Annotated in this window: 15 protein-coding genes; 7 read left to right on the forward strand and 8 right to left on the reverse strand. The window is 58.1% G+C overall.

What is annotated here, in order from left to right; all coding sequences use genetic code 11:
• Nucleotide 1: 1 nt before the first annotated feature.
• Both pabB and uvrA read right to left on the reverse strand, forming a co-directional pair.
• Nucleotides 2-1,114 (reverse strand): aminodeoxychorismate synthase component I, encoded by a 1,113-nt coding sequence (gene pabB / locus NIZ92_RS03820; protein ID WP_254002728.1) that lies wholly within the window; start codon nt 1,112-1,114, stop codon nt 2-4.
• Complete coding sequence (gene uvrA, locus NIZ92_RS03825) at nt 1,087-6,789, reverse strand: excinuclease ABC subunit UvrA (protein WP_226348931.1); 5,703 nt, start codon at nt 6,787-6,789, stop codon at nt 1,087-1,089. Before uvrA ends, pabB begins: the two co-directional genes overlap by 28 nt.
• 225 nt (nt 6,790-7,014) lie before the next feature.
• On the opposite strand from uvrA, the gene NIZ92_RS19610 reads away from it, so the two are divergent.
• Both NIZ92_RS19610 and NIZ92_RS03830 read left to right on the forward strand, forming a co-directional pair.
• Nucleotides 7,015-7,143: a hypothetical protein gene (locus NIZ92_RS19610; protein WP_003803595.1), complete on the forward strand. Its 129-nt coding sequence runs from the start codon at nt 7,015-7,017 to the stop codon at nt 7,141-7,143.
• 251 nt (nt 7,144-7,394) lie between these two features.
• Nucleotides 7,395-8,318 (forward strand): glycosyltransferase family A protein, encoded by a 924-nt coding sequence (locus NIZ92_RS03830; protein ID WP_251196015.1) that lies wholly within the window; start codon nt 7,395-7,397, stop codon nt 8,316-8,318.
• Between the two features lie 6 nt (nt 8,319-8,324).
• Here NIZ92_RS03830 and NIZ92_RS03835 read toward each other — a convergent pair whose 3' ends face one another.
• Nucleotides 8,325-8,825, reverse strand: a complete 501-nt coding sequence (locus tag NIZ92_RS03835; RefSeq protein WP_254002729.1) for a hypothetical protein — start codon at nt 8,823-8,825, stop codon at nt 8,325-8,327.
• Nucleotides 8,826-8,987: 162 nt separating this feature from the next.
• Between NIZ92_RS03835 and ettA the strand changes: the two genes are divergently transcribed.
• The 3 genes from ettA to NIZ92_RS03850 all read left to right on the forward strand — a co-directional run bounded on the left by ettA (nt 8,988) and on the right by NIZ92_RS03850 (nt 11,561).
• Nucleotides 8,988-10,661, forward strand: coding sequence for an energy-dependent translational throttle protein EttA (gene ettA, locus NIZ92_RS03840; protein ID WP_009455087.1), 1,674 nt, complete (start codon nt 8,988-8,990; stop codon nt 10,659-10,661).
• Nucleotides 10,662-10,671: 10 nt separating this feature from the next.
• Nucleotides 10,672-11,208 carry an isochorismatase family protein gene (locus tag NIZ92_RS03845; protein ID WP_009455085.1) on the forward strand — a complete coding sequence of 179 codons (537 nt, stop codon included), beginning with the start codon at nt 10,672-10,674 and terminating at the stop codon, nt 11,206-11,208.
• Between the two features lie 125 nt (nt 11,209-11,333).
• Nucleotides 11,334-11,561, forward strand: coding sequence for a glycine zipper 2TM domain-containing protein (locus NIZ92_RS03850; RefSeq protein WP_035271107.1), 228 nt, complete (start codon nt 11,334-11,336; stop codon nt 11,559-11,561).
• 122 nt (nt 11,562-11,683) lie between these two features.
• Here the strand turns inward: NIZ92_RS03850 and NIZ92_RS03855 are convergent, their stop codons facing one another.
• The 5 genes from NIZ92_RS03855 to NIZ92_RS03875 all read right to left on the reverse strand — a co-directional run bounded on the left by NIZ92_RS03855 (nt 11,684) and on the right by NIZ92_RS03875 (nt 16,947).
• Nucleotides 11,684-12,832 (reverse strand): aromatic ring-hydroxylating dioxygenase subunit alpha, encoded by a 1,149-nt coding sequence (locus NIZ92_RS03855; RefSeq protein WP_254002730.1) that lies wholly within the window; start codon nt 12,830-12,832, stop codon nt 11,684-11,686.
• Nucleotides 12,833-13,089: 257 nt separating this feature from the next.
• Nucleotides 13,090-13,368 (reverse strand): cell division topological specificity factor MinE, encoded by a 279-nt coding sequence (gene minE, locus NIZ92_RS03860; RefSeq protein WP_009455079.1) that lies wholly within the window; start codon nt 13,366-13,368, stop codon nt 13,090-13,092.
• A 1-nt stretch (nt 13,369) separates the two neighbouring features.
• A complete protein-coding gene (minD, locus tag NIZ92_RS03865; RefSeq protein ID WP_009455077.1) occupies nt 13,370-14,185 on the reverse strand; it encodes a septum site-determining protein MinD in 816 nt (271 codons plus the stop codon).
• A 223-nt stretch (nt 14,186-14,408) separates the two neighbouring features.
• Nucleotides 14,409-15,179 carry a septum site-determining protein MinC gene (minC, locus tag NIZ92_RS03870; RefSeq protein ID WP_026485162.1) on the reverse strand — a complete coding sequence of 257 codons (771 nt, stop codon included), beginning with the start codon at nt 15,177-15,179 and terminating at the stop codon, nt 14,409-14,411.
• A 10-nt stretch (nt 15,180-15,189) separates the two neighbouring features.
• On the reverse strand, nt 15,190-16,947 hold the full coding sequence (locus tag NIZ92_RS03875; protein ID WP_035271102.1) for a glutamine--tRNA ligase/YqeY domain fusion protein: 1,758 nt from the start codon (nt 16,945-16,947) through the stop codon (nt 15,190-15,192).
• A gap of 161 nt (nt 16,948-17,108) precedes the next feature.
• Here NIZ92_RS03875 and NIZ92_RS03880 point away from each other — a divergent pair, with 161 nt between their 5' ends.
• Nucleotides 17,109-18,449 (forward strand): cytochrome ubiquinol oxidase subunit I, encoded by a 1,341-nt coding sequence (locus tag NIZ92_RS03880; RefSeq protein WP_254002731.1) that lies wholly within the window; start codon nt 17,109-17,111, stop codon nt 18,447-18,449.
• A complete protein-coding gene (locus NIZ92_RS03885) occupies nt 18,446-19,495 on the forward strand; it encodes a cytochrome d ubiquinol oxidase subunit II (protein WP_009455069.1) in 1,050 nt (349 codons plus the stop codon). The genes NIZ92_RS03880 and NIZ92_RS03885 overlap by 4 nt, the downstream gene beginning before the upstream one ends.
• Nucleotides 19,496-19,498 lie beyond the last annotated feature (3 nt).

A 19,498-nucleotide genomic window follows, 5' to 3' on the forward strand; every position in this document is an offset into this window, starting at 1 on the left:
TTTAAGTCAGTGTTACAGGGGCCTGCAAGACACGTGCTTTCCACAAGCACTCCAACCATTCCTGGTCCGGGTCCGAGTCCAGCACAATGCCACCGCCCACGCCAAACCTTCCTTGGCCGTGATTGTCCAGCTCCAGACTGCGGATGCTGACATTCAGGGACAAGTCGCCCTGGGGGCTGAGATACCCCACCGAGCCGCAGTAAATACCGCGTCGCTGCGTTTCCAGTTGGCGTATGCATTGCATGGCGGCCAGCTTGGGGGCGCCGGTAATCGAACCACAGGGAAACAGGGCGCGTAGCAGGGTCTGCAGGCGGCAGTCCGGCTCTACCTCTGCCTGAATGCTGGAGGTCATGGTCCACACCGAGGCATATTGCTCTACATCGAACAGGCTGGTGGTGTGCACCGTGCCCGTGCGGGCCACCTGACCCAGATCATTGCGTAGCAAATCCACAATCATCAGGTTTTCGGCCCGGTCTTTCAGGCTGCTTTGCAGCTCCTGGGCGTTTTTCTGATCTTGAACAGGGTCGGTATCGCGCGGGCGGGTGCCTTTCATGGGGCGGGTTCGCACGGTGTTGCCACGTTTTTCCAGAAACAGCTCGGGTGACAGCGACAGGATATGACGATCACCCAGATCCAGATAAGCACCGTAGGCTACAGGGTGGCGGCTGGCCAGTGCGGTATAGAGATCACGCGGTGCCATGCCGGATTGAATGCACAGGGGCATGGTGTAGTTGATCTGGTAAAAATCCCCGGCCTGCAAACCTTGCTGAACCTGGGCCAGCGCATCCCGATAGTCTTTCTGACTGATTTGAAGGCTGACCTTCAATTCGGGCTTTGCCTGACTATCCCATAAAGCCACTTCCTGAGCCTGCTCAAACACCAGCGCATTCAGGGGCGCATGGGGCGCTGGATCACGCGCAGACAGACGGGGTTCGAACAACTCGGCCAGTTCGTAGTCCAGTGCCAGGGCCACCCAGTGGCCGGCTTGGCGAGCCTGTTCGATTTTTTCAAAAGCAGTACTTAAGTCTTCCGGGCTACGAGCCTGGATATGGCCCAGGTAGCCCTGCATTTCCAGCGCATAGCCTTTTAGTCTGTCTTCAAATCGGCCATACATGCGCCGTGTTCCTTTAAAAATTCCGCCAGGGCCATGCCGGTATGCGAGGCATGGTTGGCTTGTACTTGATCCGGCGTGCCTTGCACCACCAGTCTGCCGCCGCCCGAGCCGCCTTCGGGGCCCAGATCGACAATCCAGTCTGCTTCGGCAATCAAATCCAGATTATGTTCAATCACCAGCACGGTATGACCGGCATCGACCAGTCGGTGCAGCACCACAATCAGCTTTTCCACATCCGCCATGGATAGGCCTACGCTGGGTTCGTCCAGCACGTACAGGGTGTGCGGAGCCTTGTAGGCGCGGCCTGTGCGAGTCAGACCTTCGTCCAGACGGGCCTTGACCAGTTCGCTGACCAGCTTGACGCGCTGCGCCTCGCCACCGGACAGGGTGGGGGAGGGTTGGCCCAGGGTCAGATAGCCCAGGCCCACGCTTTGCATCAGCTGCAGGGGGCGCAATATTTTAGGATGTGCAGCAAAGTATTCAACCGCCTCGTCCACATCCATTTGCAAAAGCTGACCGGCGGAGACGTCGCGCCAGGTCACCGCCAGGGTTTCCGGATTGAAGCGCTGGCCGTGGCAGGCGTCACAAGGCACCTTCACGTCCGGCAGGAAGCTCATTTCCAGGGTGCGCATGCCTTGGCCTTCGCACAAGGGGCAACGGCCATCGCCGGTATTAAAGGAGAAGCGTGAGGCGCTCCAGCCGCGCAGACGGGCATCGTTGGTGTTGGCAAACAGTTTGCGCACCTCGTCCCAGAAGCCGATATAGGTGGCCGGGCAGGAGCGGGGTGTTTTGCCAATGGGGGTCTGGTCCACTTCCAGCACGCGGTCCAGGCTTTCCCAGCCGCTGATGCTGGAACAACCCTGCCACACCGGTTTTTCTTTGCTGCCGACAACACGTTGCAAGTTATCCAGCAGCACATCGCGGGCAAAGGTGGACTTGCCGGAACCTGACACGCCCGTCACCAGACTGAGCTTGCCCAGCGGAATACCGGCCTGGACCTTGTTCAGGTTATGCAGGCTGGCATCGTGCACCGTCAGCATGGGTGCATCGGCCTGGACGGGACGGCGTGCCTGCATGGGGTGCTTGAGCGGCTCGCGCAGATAGCGGCCAGTCAGCGAATTGGGGTTGGCCTCGATTTCTGCCAGTGTGCCCTGCGCGATGACTTCACCGCCGCGTTTGCCCGCACCGGGGCCCATATCAATAATGTGCTGGGCACGGCGTATGGTGTCTTCATCGTGCTCGACAACCACCAGCGTATTGCCGTTGCCTTCCAGACGCGCCATGGCGTTCAGCAGAATCTGGTTGTCGCGCGGGTGCAGACCGATCGTGGGTTCATCCAGCACATAGCACACGCCCTGCAGGTTTGAGCCTAACTGGGCCGCCAGACGGATACGCTGGGCTTCCCCACCCGACAAGGTGGGGGCGGCACGATCCAGCGCCAGATATCCCAGGCCCACTTCGTGCATGAAGTCCAGACGGCTGCGGATCTCGTTCAGAATGTCGCGCGCAATATCGGCCTCGCGGCCACTCATGTTCAGGCTGCCAAAAAAGGTCTGCGCTTCATCCACGGGCAAACCGGCCAGCTTGGCAATGGATTGGTCGCGCCATTCAAAAGCCAGAGAGACCGGGTTCAAACGTTGGCCATGGCAGCTTGGGCATTCCACGGCTTCGCCTTCGTAGCCGTTATTCCAGCTGTTTTCTTCGCCCGTTTGTTCCTGGTCGAAGCCGGTCAGCTTCAAGCCCGTACCAAAGCAGTCCTTGCACCAGCCGTGCTTGGAGTTGTAGGAGAACATGCGCGGGTCCGGCTCGGGGAAGCTGGTGCCGCAGCACGGGCAAGCCCGCTTGACGGAGAAGTGTTGCTGGCTGGCCGTGGACAGCGGTTGACCTTGTCGGCGTTGCTCCAGCGACATGGAACCCGATGGCGTCAGGGGAGCCAGCACACTGAAGGAGCCGTGACCCAGCTCCAGCGCCTCGCGTATGGCTTGGCGCAGTTGCAGTTCGTGGCGAGGATCAATGATCAGGTCGGCCACTGGCAGTTCCAGCGTGTGTTCGCTGTAACGATCCAGACGAGGCCAAGGGTTGACGGGGATGAACTCGCCATCCACGCGCAGATGGGTATAGCCCTTGCCCTGCGCCCATTTGGCCAGGTCGGTGTAGTAGCCCTTGCGAGCGGTGACCAGGGGAGCCAGCAAACCAATATGCTCACCCTTATGATCACGCAGCAATTGCGCGGCGATTTGCTCGGCCGTTTGCGGGGCCACAGGCACATGGCAGTCCGGGCAGTATTGGGTGGCCAGCTTCACATACAGCAAGCGCAGGAAATGGTGGATTTCCGTCATGGTGGCCACGGTGGATTTGCGACCCCCACGGCTGGTGCGCTGCTCAATGGCAACGGTAGGTGGAATACCGTAGATTGCGTCCACATCGGGCTGACCGGCGGGCTGCACAATCGCGCGGGCGTAGGCGTTCAGGGATTCCAGGTAGCGGCGTTGACCTTCGTTAAACAAAATGTCGAAGGCCAGGGTGGATTTGCCCGAACCGGAGACACCCGTCACGACGGTGAAGGTGTTGTGCGGAATGTGCACCGAGATGTTCTTCAGGTTGTGTTCGCGTGCATTCAGGATGGCGATCTGGCCATCGTTGCTGCCGCCCGAGCTGGCCTTGTAATCTACCTCGGGTTCCTGGAACAGGGCCGAGCCTTTACCCAGAATGGCTTGTTCGTATTCTTTCAGGGCATGGCCGGTGTGCGATTGCTCCAGCGCCATGATGTCGCCAGGCGTACCCGCGCCCAGCAATTGGCCGCCATGCTCGCCACCTTCGGGGCCCAGATCAATAATCCAGTCTGCCGCGCGGATCAGGTCCAGATTGTGCTCAATAATCAGCAGGCTGTGACCAGCGGCCAGTAGCTTGCGGAAGGCGCGCATCAGGCGGGCAATATCGTCAAAGTGCAGGCCGGTGGTGGGCTCGTCGAACAGGAACAGATTGCCTTTCTTGGCGACCTTCACCTGGCTTAGACGGGTGCGCGAAGCCTGGGCCAGATAAGCCGCCAGTTTCAAGCGTTGTGCCTCACCGCCCGAGAGCGTAGGCACAGGTTGGCCCAGTTTCAGGTAATCCAGGCCCACATCGGCCAGGGGTGCCAGGCCGGTTTGCACATCGCGCAGGCCTTCAAAGAACTCCATGGCCTGATGCACGGTCATGTCCAGCACCTCGTCAATCGAGGCGCTGCGACCAAAGTGTTCGATACGCACTTCCAGCACTTCGGGGCGGAAGCGCTTGCCATCGCAATCCGGGCAGCGCAGGTACACGTCCGACAGGAACTGCATTTCGATATGCTCAAAGCCCGTGCCGCCACAAGTCGGGCAGCGGCCATCGCCACTATTGAAGCTGAAGGTGCCGGGCGTGTAACTGCGTTCTTTGGACAGCGGGGCCTGGGCAAACAGCTTGCGGATAGGGTCAAAGGCACCGACATAGCTGGCCGGGTTGGAGCGGGCCGTTTTGCCGATAGGCGTCTGATCCACCATCACTACTTCGGCAATTTGCTCGGCGCCCAGCAAGGCACCGTAAGGGCCAGGGGCTTCCGTCGGCTTGCCTTGCTGTTTCAGGATGGCTGGGTAGAGCACGTCCTGGATCAGCGTGGATTTGCCCGAGCCGGAAACACCGGTCACGCAGACCAGACGGCCCAGCGGAATGGACACGGAGATATGACGCAGATTGTGTGCGCTTACGTCTTCCAGCAGCAGGCGCGGGGTGTTGTCGGCCACAGGCATGGGGCGGGGCGATTCGATGCTCAGCTCGCCACTCAGGTAGCGGCCTGTCAGCGTTTCTGCACCGCGCAAGGCTTGGGGCGAACCATCAAACAGAATCTGACCGCCACGCTCGCCAGGGCCGGGGCCCATGTCCAGAATACGGTCGGCGGCCACCATCACTTGCGGGTCGTGCTCGACCACCACCAGGGTGTTGCCATTGCCGCGCAGACGATGCATTACTTCAATAATGCGGTGCATATCGCGTGGGTGCAGGCCAATCGAGGGCTCGTCCAGCACGAACAGGGTGTTTACCAGCGAGGTGCCCAGTGCCGTGGTCAGGTTGATACGCTGCACTTCACCGCCAGACAGGGTGCGGCTTTGGCGGTCCAGCGACAAATAGGACAGGCCCACATCGCACAGATAATCCAGGCGGGACAGGGTTTCTTTCAAGAGCAGATCAATGGCCGCATCGCGTGCATCGCCAAAGTGCAGGCCTTGGAAAAAGCTGCGCACGTGCTCGATAGGCAAACGCATCAGGTCCGGGACGCTCAGGCCGGGCATGGCATCCAGTTGCTCGCGCAGCCAGTTTGAATGCACGGGCATGAAACGTGGGTAGCGGGAATCGGCGGGGGCCGCCTGATCGCCCACACGCCACAAGCTGGCTTCGGGTTTCAGACGCGAGCCGGCGCAGGCCGGGCAGGTGTTGTAGCTGCGGTATTTGGACAGCAGCACACGCACGTGCATCTTGTAGGCGCGCGACTCCAGCCAGTCGAAAAAGCGCTGTGCACCGTACCACTGGGTTTTCCAGGCCTGATTGCCGCCTTTCCAGTCCGGGGTGCCGTTAATCACCCAGTCGCGCTCTTCCTGGCTCAAGTCCTTCCAGGGCACGCTCAGGCGTACACCGGCTGCCGGAGCGTAGCGCTCCATCTCGACCTGACATTCTTTGTAGCTGGCTGTCTGCCAAGGGCGGATCGCACCTTCCAGCAGGCTTTTGCTGGGATCGGGAACGACCAGGCCGTAATCAATACCCATCACGCGGCCAAAGCCACGGCAGGATTCACACGCACCCAGGGGCGAGTTGAAGGAGAAGGTGCTGGCAACCGGCGTGCTGTATTCAATATCGCACTGAGCACAGTGCAGGCCCTGGCTGAAACGCCAGGCGGTTTCCGGGCCATCGGCACTGGCCGAAGCATACACCGTCAACTTGCCTTGTCCGTGGCGCAAGGCCGCTTCGATCGCTTCCATGAAACGTTCCGGCTCTACCGTGCTGGCACGGAAGCGGTCCTGAATCACATAGAGAAGCTTTTGCTCCGTGGGGGCGGCTTTGCTGCTTTTACCCTTTTTCGTGCTGCTGCTGGCCGTGACGGTCTGTGTTTCCTCGTGGTGCAGGCGGGTGTAGCCCTGCTGATGCAGCAAGGTTTCAATTTCTTGCTGCGTGAAGTTGGCCGGAACCTTGACGGCAAAGGTCAGAACCAGGCGTGGGTCATCGTGGTCCTCTGCCAGCTTGCGAATCTGCTTGGCGATGCTGTCGGCATTGTCGCGGCGCACAGGCTGGGCGCACTGGCGGCAATACAACTCGCCCAAGCGGGCGTACAGCAGCTTGATGTAATCGTTCAGCTCCGTCATGGTACCCACGGTGCTGCGCGAGTTGCGCACCGGGTTCACCTGGTCAATGGCAATGGCGGGCAGAATGCCTTCAATGCGATCGACCTGAGGTTTGTCCATGCGGTCCAGGAACTGGCGCGCATAGGGTGAGAAGGTTTCTACATAGCGTCGTTGGCCTTCTGCATACAGAGTGTCAAAGGCCAGCGAACTTTTGCCTGAGCCGGAAACGCCGGTAATAACCAATAACTCGCCCGTTTTGATACGTACATTCAGGTTTTTCAGAGTGTTCTGGCGGGCGCCAAAAATGCGAATTTCTGAGCTCATGGCAAGGTCGGCTTTCTGGAGAGGGCAGAGTAGGGAAGCGGCAGCGAAAAGGCCTGTCAAACAGGCCCCATGCGCCAGTGAGAGCGGTACACGCCAGCAAGGTGTTGCCAGGGATGCACACTCTAGCCTTTGTATCTTAACGCGGATTACGGTAGAATTTCTGGTTAGCTATTGCGCTTTTGTCGGGATCATCCGGCAGGGCTTACATTAAGATCGGAGATCACCATGGCGGAAATCAAACGCACTCGCCGCAACACGCTGGAGCGTCGTTGCCTGGGTAAAGCATTCAAACGTCTGTTTGTGCGCGCACCCAAGGGCGTTTTCAAAATGCTGGAAAAGGTCAAGCGCGTCTAAGTGCCTGGCTTGAGCGGTGTACAAGCAGAAACCTGATTTTTCAGCTTGAAATCACACCCAGCAGCAAAAAAACCACAGGCTTGCCTGTGGTTTTTTTGTGCGCGTTTGATTTTGCTTCGGGTTTGTCTGGAGCCCTGCAGATAGTGCGCTGCACAGCGCCGTGCTTGCTTTATGATGATGTCATTCTGATGCAGATGTAAGTAGCTGCCCGTAACAATAATCAAAACAGTGGTTTATGGGGACACCCGCGTATGGAATGGCGCCATTTGTTCACCGTCCTGACACCTAGCTATAACCGCGCTCACACCTTGGAGCGCGTCTATCGTTCCTTGTGCGAGCAAACCTGTCAGGACTTTGAGTGGGTGGTCATTGACGATGGTTCCACAGACGGGACACGGGAACTGGTGCAAGGCTGGCAACAGCAAGCCTCCTTTCCGATTCATTATGCCTGGCAGGAAAATCGTCACAAGAAGGCGGCGTTCAATCACGGCGTGGCTCTGGCCCAAGGTGAACTGGTCGTTGCTTTGGACAGTGATGACACCCTGCTGGTGAATGCGCTCTACGATATGGCGCAGATCTGGGCCGACATCCCTGTATCAGAGCGAGCAGCTTATGCAGGCATTACGGGTCTGTGTGTGCGACCGGATGGCAAGGTCGTCGGGGATATGTTTCCCCAGGATATTTTTGATGCCAGCTCTTTGGACCTGAGTTTTCGCTACCACGTGCGGGGCGAGAAGTTCGGCTGTTTGAGTACCGCCGTACTGCGCAAGTTTCCCTTTCCCGATCAGATCGACGGCTTTGTGCCTGAAAGCCTGGTGTGGCGGGCGATTGCCCGTGCGGGCTACAAGAACCGATTTGTGAACACCGTATTCCGTGTCTACCACGACAGCCCGGACTCCTTGTCGGTGCAAGGCAAAACCAGCCAGCAACATGCACTGGGCTTGTGGCTGCTGGCGCAGGATACGGTGGTGAAGTGTCTGCCCTGGTTCCGCTACGAACCCAAGGCGTTCTTGATGGCTGCCGCGCGTTACACCCGCTTTGGGCTGCACCTGCGTGCCAGTGGGCGCAAGCCACCAGCAGGTTATGGCTTGAAAGGCCTGGCCTCTTATCTGCTGGTGGGTTTGATGTGGCCGGTGGGTGTCGCTTTATATCTGCGGGACAAGCGACGGGCCTGAACGCGATTAGTGCAGGGTGTGGCCGTGCACGCCCGGTTCCGGGCTGTCATCATCGTCGTCCTCGTCGTCTTCATCCGTCTCATCCTCGACGGCGAAGGCATCTTCGCTCAGGGCGAAGGGCAGCAATTCTTCCAGGGTCTCGGTCCAGGCGACTTCCTCGCCTTCTTCGTCCACTTTGATAAAGCGCACAGGCTCGGCATCACTTAACTGGATGGCCCACAGGTAACGGCAGGCGTAGACCGCCGTGTCCTTGGGGTCCAAGCCGCCGCGGTTGCCCACGATGCGGGCCTGTTTGCCGCCTACCTGCACAATCGTGAATTCGCTTTCGTCTTCATTCTTGTCCAGGGGCATGGCAAAGATGACCCATTCAAAGCCGGTTTCTTCCGCTCCCACGATCTCGGCCAGGACGGCACGACCCAGGTAGGCACTCAGCGCATCGGCGGTGCGGCCCAGGGTTTCGATCTCTTCGGTGGTAAATACAAGTTCAGGGGCGTCAGGTGTGGGCATGGCGGTTTTGGATTGTCAGCAAAAGTGAGTATATTACCTGAGACAGGCCTGCACTCAGGCCGGGTGTTTCGTTCTGAACCTGACAGAAGCGCACCTTTCGGGCGCCAAACGCCTACAATCCCAGTTTTCCGAACACGACCTGTTTTTCCTTTTTAGGTTTATATGGCTCAATACGTTTATTCGATGAACCGCGTGGGCAAGATTGTGCCGCCCAAGCGGCAGATTCTGCGCAATATCTCCTTGTCTTTTTTTCCAGGTGCCAAGATTGGTGTGCTGGGCCTGAACGGCTCGGGTAAATCCACCTTACTCAAGATCATGGCCGGGGTAGATACCGAGATCGAGGGCGAAGCCGTCCCCATGGCGGGGATCAAGATCGGTTACCTGCCACAAGAACCTCAGCTGAACCCCGAACACAGCGTGCGCGAAGCCGTGCAGGCCGGTTTGGGTCAGGTGTTCGAGGCGCGTCAGCGTCTGGAACAGGTCTACGCCGAATACGCCGAGCCCGACGCAGATTTTGACGCTCTGGCCGCCGAACAGGCCGAACTGGAATCCATTATTGCCGCCGCCGCGACCAGTGGTGCGGACGACATCGAAACCCAAATGGAAATCGCGGCCGATGCGTTGCGTCTGCCACCTTGGGATGCCTCCATTGCAAACCTGTCCGGTGGTGAAAAGCGCCGCGTGGCCCTGTGCCAGTTGCTGCTGTCCAAGCCTGATATGTTGCTGCTGGATGAGCCCACCAACCACCTGGACGCGGAAAGTGTGGATTGGCTGGAAGTGTTCCTGCGCCAGTTCCCCGGCACTGTAGTAGCAGTCACTCACGACCGTTACTTTCTGGACAACGCCGCCGAGTGGATTCTGGAACTGGACCGTGGCCACGGTATTCCCTGGAAGGGCAACTACAGCTCCTGGCTGGAGCAGAAGGACGACCGCCTGAAGCAGGAAGAGGCGTCGGAAAGTGCTCGTCAGCGCACCATCAAGAAAGAGCTGGAGTGGGTGCGCCAGAACCCCAAGGGACGTCAGGCCAAAGCCAAGGCCCGTCTGGCCCGTTTCGAGGAACTGTCCTCGCACGAATACCAGAAGCGCAACGAGACCCAGGAAATCTTCATTCCTGTGGCCGAGCGTCTGGGTAATGAAGTTATTGAGTTTGAAAACGTCAGCAAGGGCTATGGCGATCGTCTGTTGATCGACAACTTGAGCTTCAAGGTGCCAGCTGGTGCCATCGTCGGGATTATTGGTCCTAACGGTGCCGGTAAGTCCACCTTGTTCCGCATGCTGGCCGGTAAAGAGCAACCTGATTCCGGTACGGTCAAACTGGGCCAAACCGTCAAGCTGGCTTATGTGGACCAGTCGCGCGATGCCCTGGCTAATGAAAAGACCGTCTTTGACGCGATTGCCGATGGCGCAGACCTGCTGACCGTGGGCCGCTTTGAAATGCCATCGCGTGCGTACCTGGGCCGCTTCAACTTCAAGGGCGCGGATCAGAACAAGATCGTGGGCAATCTGTCTGGCGGGGAGCGTGGTCGTCTGCACCTGGCCAAGACCCTGATCGCCGGCGGCAACGTCTTGCTGCTGGACGAACCATCCAACGACCTGGACGTGGAAACCCTGCGTGCCCTGGAAGATGCCCTGCTGGAGTTTGCCGGCTCGGTCATGGTGATCAGTCACGATCGCTGGTTCCTGGACCGTATCGCCACCCATATTCTGGCTTTTGAGGGTGATTCGCAGGTCGTATTCTTTGATGGCAACTATCAGGAATACGAAGCAGACAAGAAGAAACGTCTGGGCGAAGATGCTGCCAAACCTCGTCGTATCCGCTACAAGTCCCTGAAATAAGGAAAGTGCCATGCCTGTGCTCAATGCTCACCAGTCTTTCGTCCTGATTGTGGATATGCAAACGGGGCTCCTGCCCGCCATTGCAGACCACCAAGCCTTGGTCGAACGGGCCGGGAAGCTGGCACAGGCGGCGCGTCTTTTAGGGGTGCCGGTGCTGGCAACCGAGCATTGGGCCGAGAAAATCGGCCCAACCGATGCTTCTTTGTTGCCACATATTGATAAAGTGCTGCATAAAACCCACTTTGATGCCACGCGCGAAGCCGATTTTTTGCCTGCCTTGCCGGTAGGGCGCACACGAGTCTTGTTACTGGGTACAGAGTCTCACGTGTGTGTGTTACAAACTGGCCTGGGTTTGATGGAGCGCGGTTATGAACCTGTGCTGGTCGGGGACTGCGTAGGCTCGCGCCATCCCGAGTCCCGACAAGCCGCCTGGGATCGCTGGGCGATGCATGGATTGGAGCGCGTTAGCGCCGAAATGGCCATGTTTGAATGGCTGGAAACGCCGGCTAACCCTGTATTCAAGCAGGTTCTGGCTTTGATCAAATAAACTGAACAAAAGCTGAATTACATCTGTTGCGTTGCCTAACAATAGGGTCTGGACTAATTGGCTCCGTAGGGTGAAGATAGACTTTAATGCCGTGTTGAGCACGGATACTTCACGGAGGTTTACGGATGAAAATGACGACTATCACTAAAGTGGGTATGGCCACGGTTCTGGCCGTCGTGATGGCGGGCTGCTCTTCCTGGGATGGTATGAGCAAACGTCAAAAGGGTGCCGTAACCGGCGCGGGTCTGGGTGGTGTTGCCGGTGCAGTGATTACTGACGGCGGCATTCTGGGTACGGTCGGTGGCGCAGCGATTGGTGGCGTGATCGGCGATCAGATCGGCAAGAACCGCTAAATTCAAATTCTCTGATTGAGCTGAAACGCTCATCGGATTAAAAGCCTCAAAGCCTGGGAGATCCCTCCCGGCTTTGAGGCTTTTTTCTTGCTTAGGGCAGTAAGCAGGCTTGCGGTGATGTCTTACGGGTGGTGCCGCTCGTCCATCATGGAGCGATACCATTCGTGAAAGTGCTTCATGCCGTCTTCCAGCGGTGACTGGTAGGGGCCTACCTCGCAGACCCCACGCTCCATCAAGGCGCGGCGGCCGGCATCCATACGTTCGGCGATCTCATCATCTTCTATGGCCGTTTCCATATAGGCGGCGCGTTGTGCTTGCACAAAGTCACGCTCGAAGGCCACGATGTCTTCCGGGTAGTAGAACTCCACCACATTCATGGTTTCCTGCGGCCCCTTGGGGTACAGCGTAGAGAGCACCAGCACATGCGGATAGATCTCGATCATGTGGGTGGGAAAGTAGGTTACCCAGACGGCACCGAAATCCGGTGCTTCGCCCTGGCGGTAGGCCAGCAGATTGTCATGCCATTGGCGATAGGTAGCTGAGCCTGGATTGGCCAGGGCCTGATGCACGCCGACTCGTTGCAGGCTATACCAGTCGCTGAACTCCCACTCCAGGTCATCACAGGTCACGAACTGACCCAGACCGGGGTGGAAGGGGGCGACGTGATAGTCCTCCAGATAGACCTCGATAAAGGTCTTCCAGTTGTAGTTGCACTGGTGGATTTCGACGTGATCCAGTACATAGTCCTGAAAGTCGAATTCAGGGCGGCTGAACAAGGCGGCCATATCCTGGGCTGGATCGCGCGGGCCTTCAAACAGCAGGCCATGGCAATCCCGCAAGGGGTAGCGTTCCAGGTTCAGACAGGGCTTGTCCTTGAAACGGGGAGCCGCCAGCAAGTCGCCTTGCGCGTTATAAGTCCAGTTGTGCAGGGGGCAGACAATATTGCCGCCTGTGCTGCTCAGGGAGCCGTGGTTGGCCTGATTGGGCTGGCCGGGCATGCCACCAAGCATCAGGGCCTGACGATGCCTGCAGACGTTCGAGAGCAGTTCTACGCCGTGTTGGCTGCGTATCAGGGTACGGGCAGCGTTTTCCTGGATCAAGGTGCGCCAGTCGCCGGGTTCGGGAACAAGTTTTTCATTGCCGACGTACAAGGCCGACTGCTGAAAAATACGCTCTTGTTCGCGCTCGAACAGAGCGTGGTCGAAATAGGCGCTAACAGGAAGCTGGGGGTGAGCGGGCACAAGACGTGCCATCTGACCGAGCTCGGTCATGATTCCCTCCGCATGGGTCAATAAGCCAGGCCTCAGGGGGCATCGATGGCACTACTTGCCATCTCTGGCGCGAAGAAAAATCGGAACGGGCCGATTACCAAGGGAAAATTGTACCTGATCTATTAGCCGCCTAGCCGCATTGCGCTGCTCGTTGCAGGTGTTTTGCGGCTTGCTTTTGGTATAGGCAGCAGCCATGAAAATGGCCATCCGCAAGGGATGGCCATTTCAAGCAGCAAAGTTTTTTTGTCAGCGACGCTTTACTTGTTTTCCAGCGTGCTGGCATCAATTTGCGGCATTTCGATTTTGACTTCCAGCACTTCCAGCGAGTCCTGGCGATCAAGGTTCACCTTGATGTCATCGGGATTAATCTTCACGTAGCGCGAGATCACTTCGACCAGCTCTTTTTGCAAGCGGGGCAAGTAGTCCGGGGCAACACCCCCTTGGCCACGTTCGTTAATAAGGATCAGTTGCAGACGGTCCTTGGCAACTGTTGCCGACGTTTTCTTGTGACCGAGCAGGAAGGACAGGAAAGACATATTACTTTCCTCCGAACAGGCGCTTGAACAGACCTGGCTTTTCGTAATCCACAAAACGCAATGGTTTTTCGCCACCCAGGTAACGATCTACGATGTCCTGATAGGCCTGGGACACATCACTTTCCTTGATATGGATAACGGGTACTCCTTGGTTGGATGCTTGCAGCACGGTTTCCGACTCGGGGGTGACACCAATCAGCTTGATGCGCAAGATATCTTCAACGTCTTGCAAGGACAGCATCTCGCCGTCCGACACGCGTTTGGGGCTATAACGGGTCAACAACAAATATTCTTTGATGGGCTCTTTGCCCTGTTCACCACGTCGCGATTTGGCGGCCAGAATGCCCAGGATGCGGTCCGAGTCACGAACCGAGGACACTTCGGGGTTGGTCACAACCAGCGCATCATCTGCGAAGTAGGAGGCCATCAAGGCGCCGGTTTCGATACCTGCGGGCGAGTCGCACACAATGTATTCAAAACCCATGCCCTTGAGCTCTTCCAGTACTTTCTCCACACCTTCGCGGGTCAGCGCGTCTTTGTCACGCGTCTGGGAAGCGGGCAGGATGAACAGATTTTCCAGCTGCTTGTCACGGATCAGGGCCTGGTTCAATGTGGCTTCGCCCTGGATCACGTTGACGAAGTCATACACCACGCGTCGCTCGCAACCCATGATCAAGTCCAGGTTGCGCAAGCCAACGTCAAAGTCGATGACCACGGTCTTGTGACCGCGCATCGCAAGACCAGATGCAAAACTGGCACTGGTGGTGGTTTTGCCCACGCCACCCTTGCCGGAGGTCACTACAACTATACGCGCCATGACAATCGGATTCCTTTGTTTTTCAAGTCACATAATCGTAAAGCATAACGGGCCTAATTTTGACATCCGTTCTGCCACTTAGCCTACTGCTTAGAAACAAAACATATCAATTGCTTTGTTCCGTGTCAGCTTACACGGTTGCGCTTGCACTTGCTTGCTCTCATGCGGGCTCTCAGTGCAAGCCTCTATAAAAAGCGCCGGCAAAAGCCGGCGCCTTGTACTGCTAGGAGCTCAGAGGATCAAATCTGAGCGTATCTTCTTCCAGCGTGACGACAACGGGCTTGTTGCGTAGCTGTGCATCCAGTCGCGTTTCAATAATGCGATACACACCGGCAATGGCAATCAGTTCCGGGTCCAGCTCGGTGGTGAAGATGCGTGCTTTTGCATCGCCACGGGCACCAGCCATGGCCTTGCCGCGCAGTGGTCCGTAGACGTGGATATTGCCATCGGCTACCACTTCTGCACCCTGACTGACCGCCCCGATCACGATCAGATCCGTGTGGCGCGCGTAGATGCGCTGGCCGGAACGCAGCTGACGGTTGATGATGAGCGCAGCCGGCGCAATAGCGGGCGGTGGCGGGGCGACCGCCGCGGGTGCTTCTTGCTGGGCGGCTTGCGACAACACGGGCACTTCCTTGTCCGGTGCGGCCTGGGTTTGGGGGCGGGCTGGCGGATTGGACAACTCCACATGCGGCAAGCCGCTGTCGATGGCGTTATCGGCATGGTCAGGGTGGGCAATGATACCCACCGGGTGCAGCTTGTGCTCACGCAAAGCGGCAACCAGGGTGGCCCAATCCACCGGCGCATCAATAGCGCTGGCATCAATGACGACGGGTTCGTCCTCAAAGAAGGAGCCAGCGTCTTTCATGCGTTGAGACAGAGCGGCTAACTGCTCGGCCGTGTCAGCCGAACGCAGCACCACCCGTACGGCGTACAGCGTGGCGCTTTTGAAATCCAGGGCCTGCGGCCCTTTGGCATGAGTCTGATCGTTCACGTCAATAGCCTTAGACCCAAGTGTCTTTCAGAGTCGTAGTACGGTTAAGAACGGGTTTTTCTGGCGTGGAGTCTACACGGTCCGCCACAAAGTAGCCCAGGCGTTCAAACTGCCAGCGGGCATCGGGCGTAGCCTTGGTGCCGGGTTCCAGCCACCCCTGAATCACGCGCAGCGAGTTCGGGTTGATGTGCTCCAGGAAGTCCTGGTCGGCTGCATCAGGCTGAGGGTGGGCAAAGAGACGGTCGTACAGACGAATCTCGGCGGCAATCGCGTGCTCGGCGCTGATCCAGGTGATATTGCCCTTGACCTTGACCGAGTCCGCGCCGGGCGTGCCGCTCTTGGTGTCGGGCAGGTATTCCGCCAAAACCTGGGTGACATTGCCTTGCTCGTCCTTGACGCAGCCGGTGCAACGCACGACATAGCCGTACTTCAGACGCACGGTATTGCCGGGGAACAGACGGAAGTACTTTTTAGGCGGCTCTTCCTTGAAGTCCTCGCGTTCAATGTACAGGCGACCGGAGAAGGGGAACTCGCGTTGGCCGGCCTCCGGATTGTGTGGGTTGCGCGGTGCGTGACACAGCTCGCTTTGGCCTTCCGGGTAATTGGTAATGATCAGTTCGATCGGGTCCAGAATGGCAACGCTGCGGTCGGCCACCGGGTCCAGATCATCGCGCAGGGCTTGTTCCAGCAGGCTGTAGTCCACGTGCTGGGCTGCTTTGGACACACCCAGACGGTCCGTGAACAGACGAATGGCACCGGCGCTGTAACCACGGCGGCGCAAACCGGCCAGGGTAGGCATGCGCGGATCGTCCCAGCCCGATACGTGGTTTTCCTGAACCAGCTGGCGTAACTTGCGCTTGCTGGTGACCACGTAGGACAGGTTCAGACGCGAGAACTCGTACTGCTTGGGCAGCGGGTCGGACAACTGACCCAGTTCGACCAGGCGTTCCAGAATCCAGTTATAGAAGGGACGCTGGTCTTCAAATTCCAGGGTACACAGACTGTGGGTGATGCGCTCGAGCGCGTCTTCCACAGGGTGTGCCCAGCTGTACATGGGGTAGATACACCATTTGTCGCCTGTGCGATGGTGTTCGGCATGGCGGATACGGTACATGACCGGGTCGCGCATATTGATATTGGGCGAGCCCATATCGATCTTGGCGCGCAGGGCCATGCTGCCATCGGGGTGCTTGCCGTCGCGCATTTCGCGCAGCAGCTTGATGGACTCCTGGGCAGGGCGGTCGCGCCAGGGCGAGTTCACGCCTTTTTCAGTCAGGGTGCCACGGTTGGCACGCATTTCTTCGGCGCTTTGCTCGTCAACGTAGGCATGGCCCGCGTTCACCAGGGCTTCGGCGAACTGGTACATATAGTCGAAGTAGTCGCTGGCAAAGTACAGGTTCTCTTCTTTATTGAAGGTCCAGTCAAAGCCCAGCCATTTCACCATGTCGATAATGGCGTCCACGTACTCCTGTTCTTCTTTTTCAGGGTTGGTGTCGTCAAAGCGCAGGTGGCAGGCACCTTGGTAGTCGCTGGCCAGTCCGAAGTTCAAACAGATACTTTTAGCGTGCCCAATGTGCAGATAGCCGTTGGGCTCGGGGGGAAAGCGCGTACGGATACGCGCGGCATCAACAGCCGCCCCTTCCTGGGTACTGGCCGGGCCTGGCTGACCGGCCCAGGATTTTTGTGCGTAACGGCCAGCGCTCAGATCCTGGTCGATGATCGTGCGCAGAAAATTAGATACGGGAGCGGGAGTGGTGTCAGAGGTCATACACGTTTGAAATAAAGAAGCCGACAGACTAATCGGCCATTTTGCCACGTTCTTGTTTTAGAGGGGTATTTACCCCATGAACGGGTTCTAAAAAATCAGGGAAGAACTTGGGGTAGTATGGTGGCGTTTGCAGGCCAATTCACCCTACACTAGCGCTCATTATGACGCACTCCGCCCTTTCTCTGTCTCATGCCCAGTTTTTCCTTAGCCTGGGCTTCATGCTGCTGTTTCTGGCCCTGGAGCTGGGACTGGCCTGGGTGTTGCTGTATTTCAAGATCAGAACCTTTGGCAACAAAGCGGCGGCCTGGATGGGGGCGTACCGTTTTTGGGTGCGTCTGTTTGCGCTGGCGTTTATTTTAAGCTTTGCGGCGTCCATGCCCGTGCTGCTTCAGTTTGGCAGTGTCTGGCCGGGCCTGATGGAGCAGGTGGGTGATGTCATCGGTCCCATGCTGGCCGCCTCCATGCTGTCCTTGTTCATTTTCAAATCCTGCTTTTTGGGTGTGATGCTGTTTGCCCAGCGCATGCTGTCCAATCTGGTTCATACCGTGGTGGTGCTGATGGTGGCCCTGGGCGTTACCGTCACGGCGTTCTGGCTGGTGGCGATTGTGGCCTGGATGCAGGTGCCAACGGGTGTCGATGTGATTGAAGGCCATTATGTGGTGATGGAATGGCTGGATGTGCTCAGCACGCCCGCCTTGCCCTGGTATGCCGGTCTTTTGTTTGCAGGCAGTTTGCTGACGGTGGCCTTTTTCATGTTGGGTGTAACCTGCGCCCAGACCATGCAAAAGCCGGTTACCGACCAGGAGCGTCTGGCCTTTCGCAGTGCCTTGTTTCTGGGCGGGGTGGCTTGGCTGGCCCTGATCCTCGCTGTGATAGGCAATGGTTTCATGACTGCGGAGCATCAGCCTGCCAAGGCAGCGGCTGCGGCGGCGTACTGGGAAAGCGGCTCGCAGCCTGATTTGATTCTGGTGGCGGCGCCCTCCGCCATGCAGGACAGTGTTCTGGGTGTGCTGCGCTGGTCTCATGCAGGTGGACGCTGGTTGGGTCGTAATGACAGTGGCATTTTGATGGGTCTGGATCAGTTTTCCGACGCCATGCCGCCCGTCAACCTGACCTTCTGGTCCTTCCGTGTAGCCGTGCTGGCAGGAGCCTTGATGCTGTTCCTGCTGCTGTGGGTCTTGTTGCGCACTCGCCGTTATGGCCTGGACCCGCACTCTCTTTCTTATAGAGAACGTCAGCTCATGGTGGTCGCCTCGGTGTTGGGCTGGATCATGTTGCTGGGTGGCGCAGCCTACGTCTTGTTGGGCTTTTTGCCTTATCTGGTCGGTAACGATATTCAGGCCGTGCAAGTGCAAAGCACCGAGAGCGTCTTTACCGTCGGGCTGGGTTTGCTGAGTTACGGCCTGGTCTACGTCTTGTGCATGATTGGTTTTTTCCAGAAGTTGCGACATGCCGTTCGTTTTGGTGTGGTACCGATCGCGCGTCATCGGGGGCGGGCATGATTGACTCTTTTGCAAATGCGTTGGGCCTGGGCGCCCATGATCCGGCGTTCTGGATGCCGCTGGCGTTTCTGGCCCTGTTCTTTTTGATTATTGTGGCCGGGACGGTTCTGGACGGTTTCGATATTGGCGTGGGCTGTCTGTCCTTGCTGGCACCGGACTCCTTGCGTCCCCGCATGCTGTCATTGCTGAGCCCCTGGCGCGATGCCAACGAGTTCTGGCTGTTTCTTGGCCTGGGTTTGTTTGTCTGCGCTTTCCCCAAAGCCTGGGGGGCGGTGATGGGCGGCCTGTACGGACCGTTATGTGCGCTGGGCGTGGGCGTTTTTGCCCGTTCCGTCTCCTTCGAATTCCGACTGCGCGCGCCGGTAGAGCGTCAGTCCCGCTGGCAAATGGGTTTTGCCCTGGGGTCCTGGTTGACGGCGTTCTCCCATGGTGTGTTGCTGGCGCAGGTCGTAGTGGGCTTTCAGAGCGATGCCGGTTATATCTGGTTCTCTGTCTTCATGGGCTTTTGCGCTATTGCCGCGTACTGCTTGCTAGGTGCTAGCTGGCTCATCATGCGTGAAGCAGGCGAGCTGCGTGCCCGAGCAGTCAATTGGGGCCGTCGTTCGGTACGCTGGTTTGCGGCCGGTGCCGTGGGTGTGTCCGTCGTGTTGGCCTTTGTGAATGCCGGCGTGCTGCTTAAATGGAGCGACGGGCCGTATTGGGGCTTGGTATTGTTCCTGTGGGCCTTGATTCTCAGCTGCTTTGTGTCGATTGAAATGAGCCTGCAGCGCATGATCAACAGCAGCTATCGCACCACGACCTTGCCCTTTTTGCTGACCCTGTTCGTGATGGTGTCCGTCATGGCCGGGCTGGCGTTCAGCTTCTTCCCCTATCTGATCCTGGACGAGATGACGATCTGGGACGCCGCTGCCGGGGTGCCAGCCCTGAGCCTGATCCTGTCGGCGATTGTGATTACCTTGCCCATCGTGCTGATTTTCAACGTGTGGGTGTACTGGCGCATGTTTGGATTGTCTCGCCCACCTTTGCCGCCCAGCTTTAAAGGCTGACCT

This window comes from Alcaligenes sp. 1735tsa3, from assembly GCF_024134565.1.
Taxonomy (GTDB): domain Bacteria; phylum Pseudomonadota; class Gammaproteobacteria; order Burkholderiales; family Burkholderiaceae_B; genus Alcaligenes; species Alcaligenes phenolicus.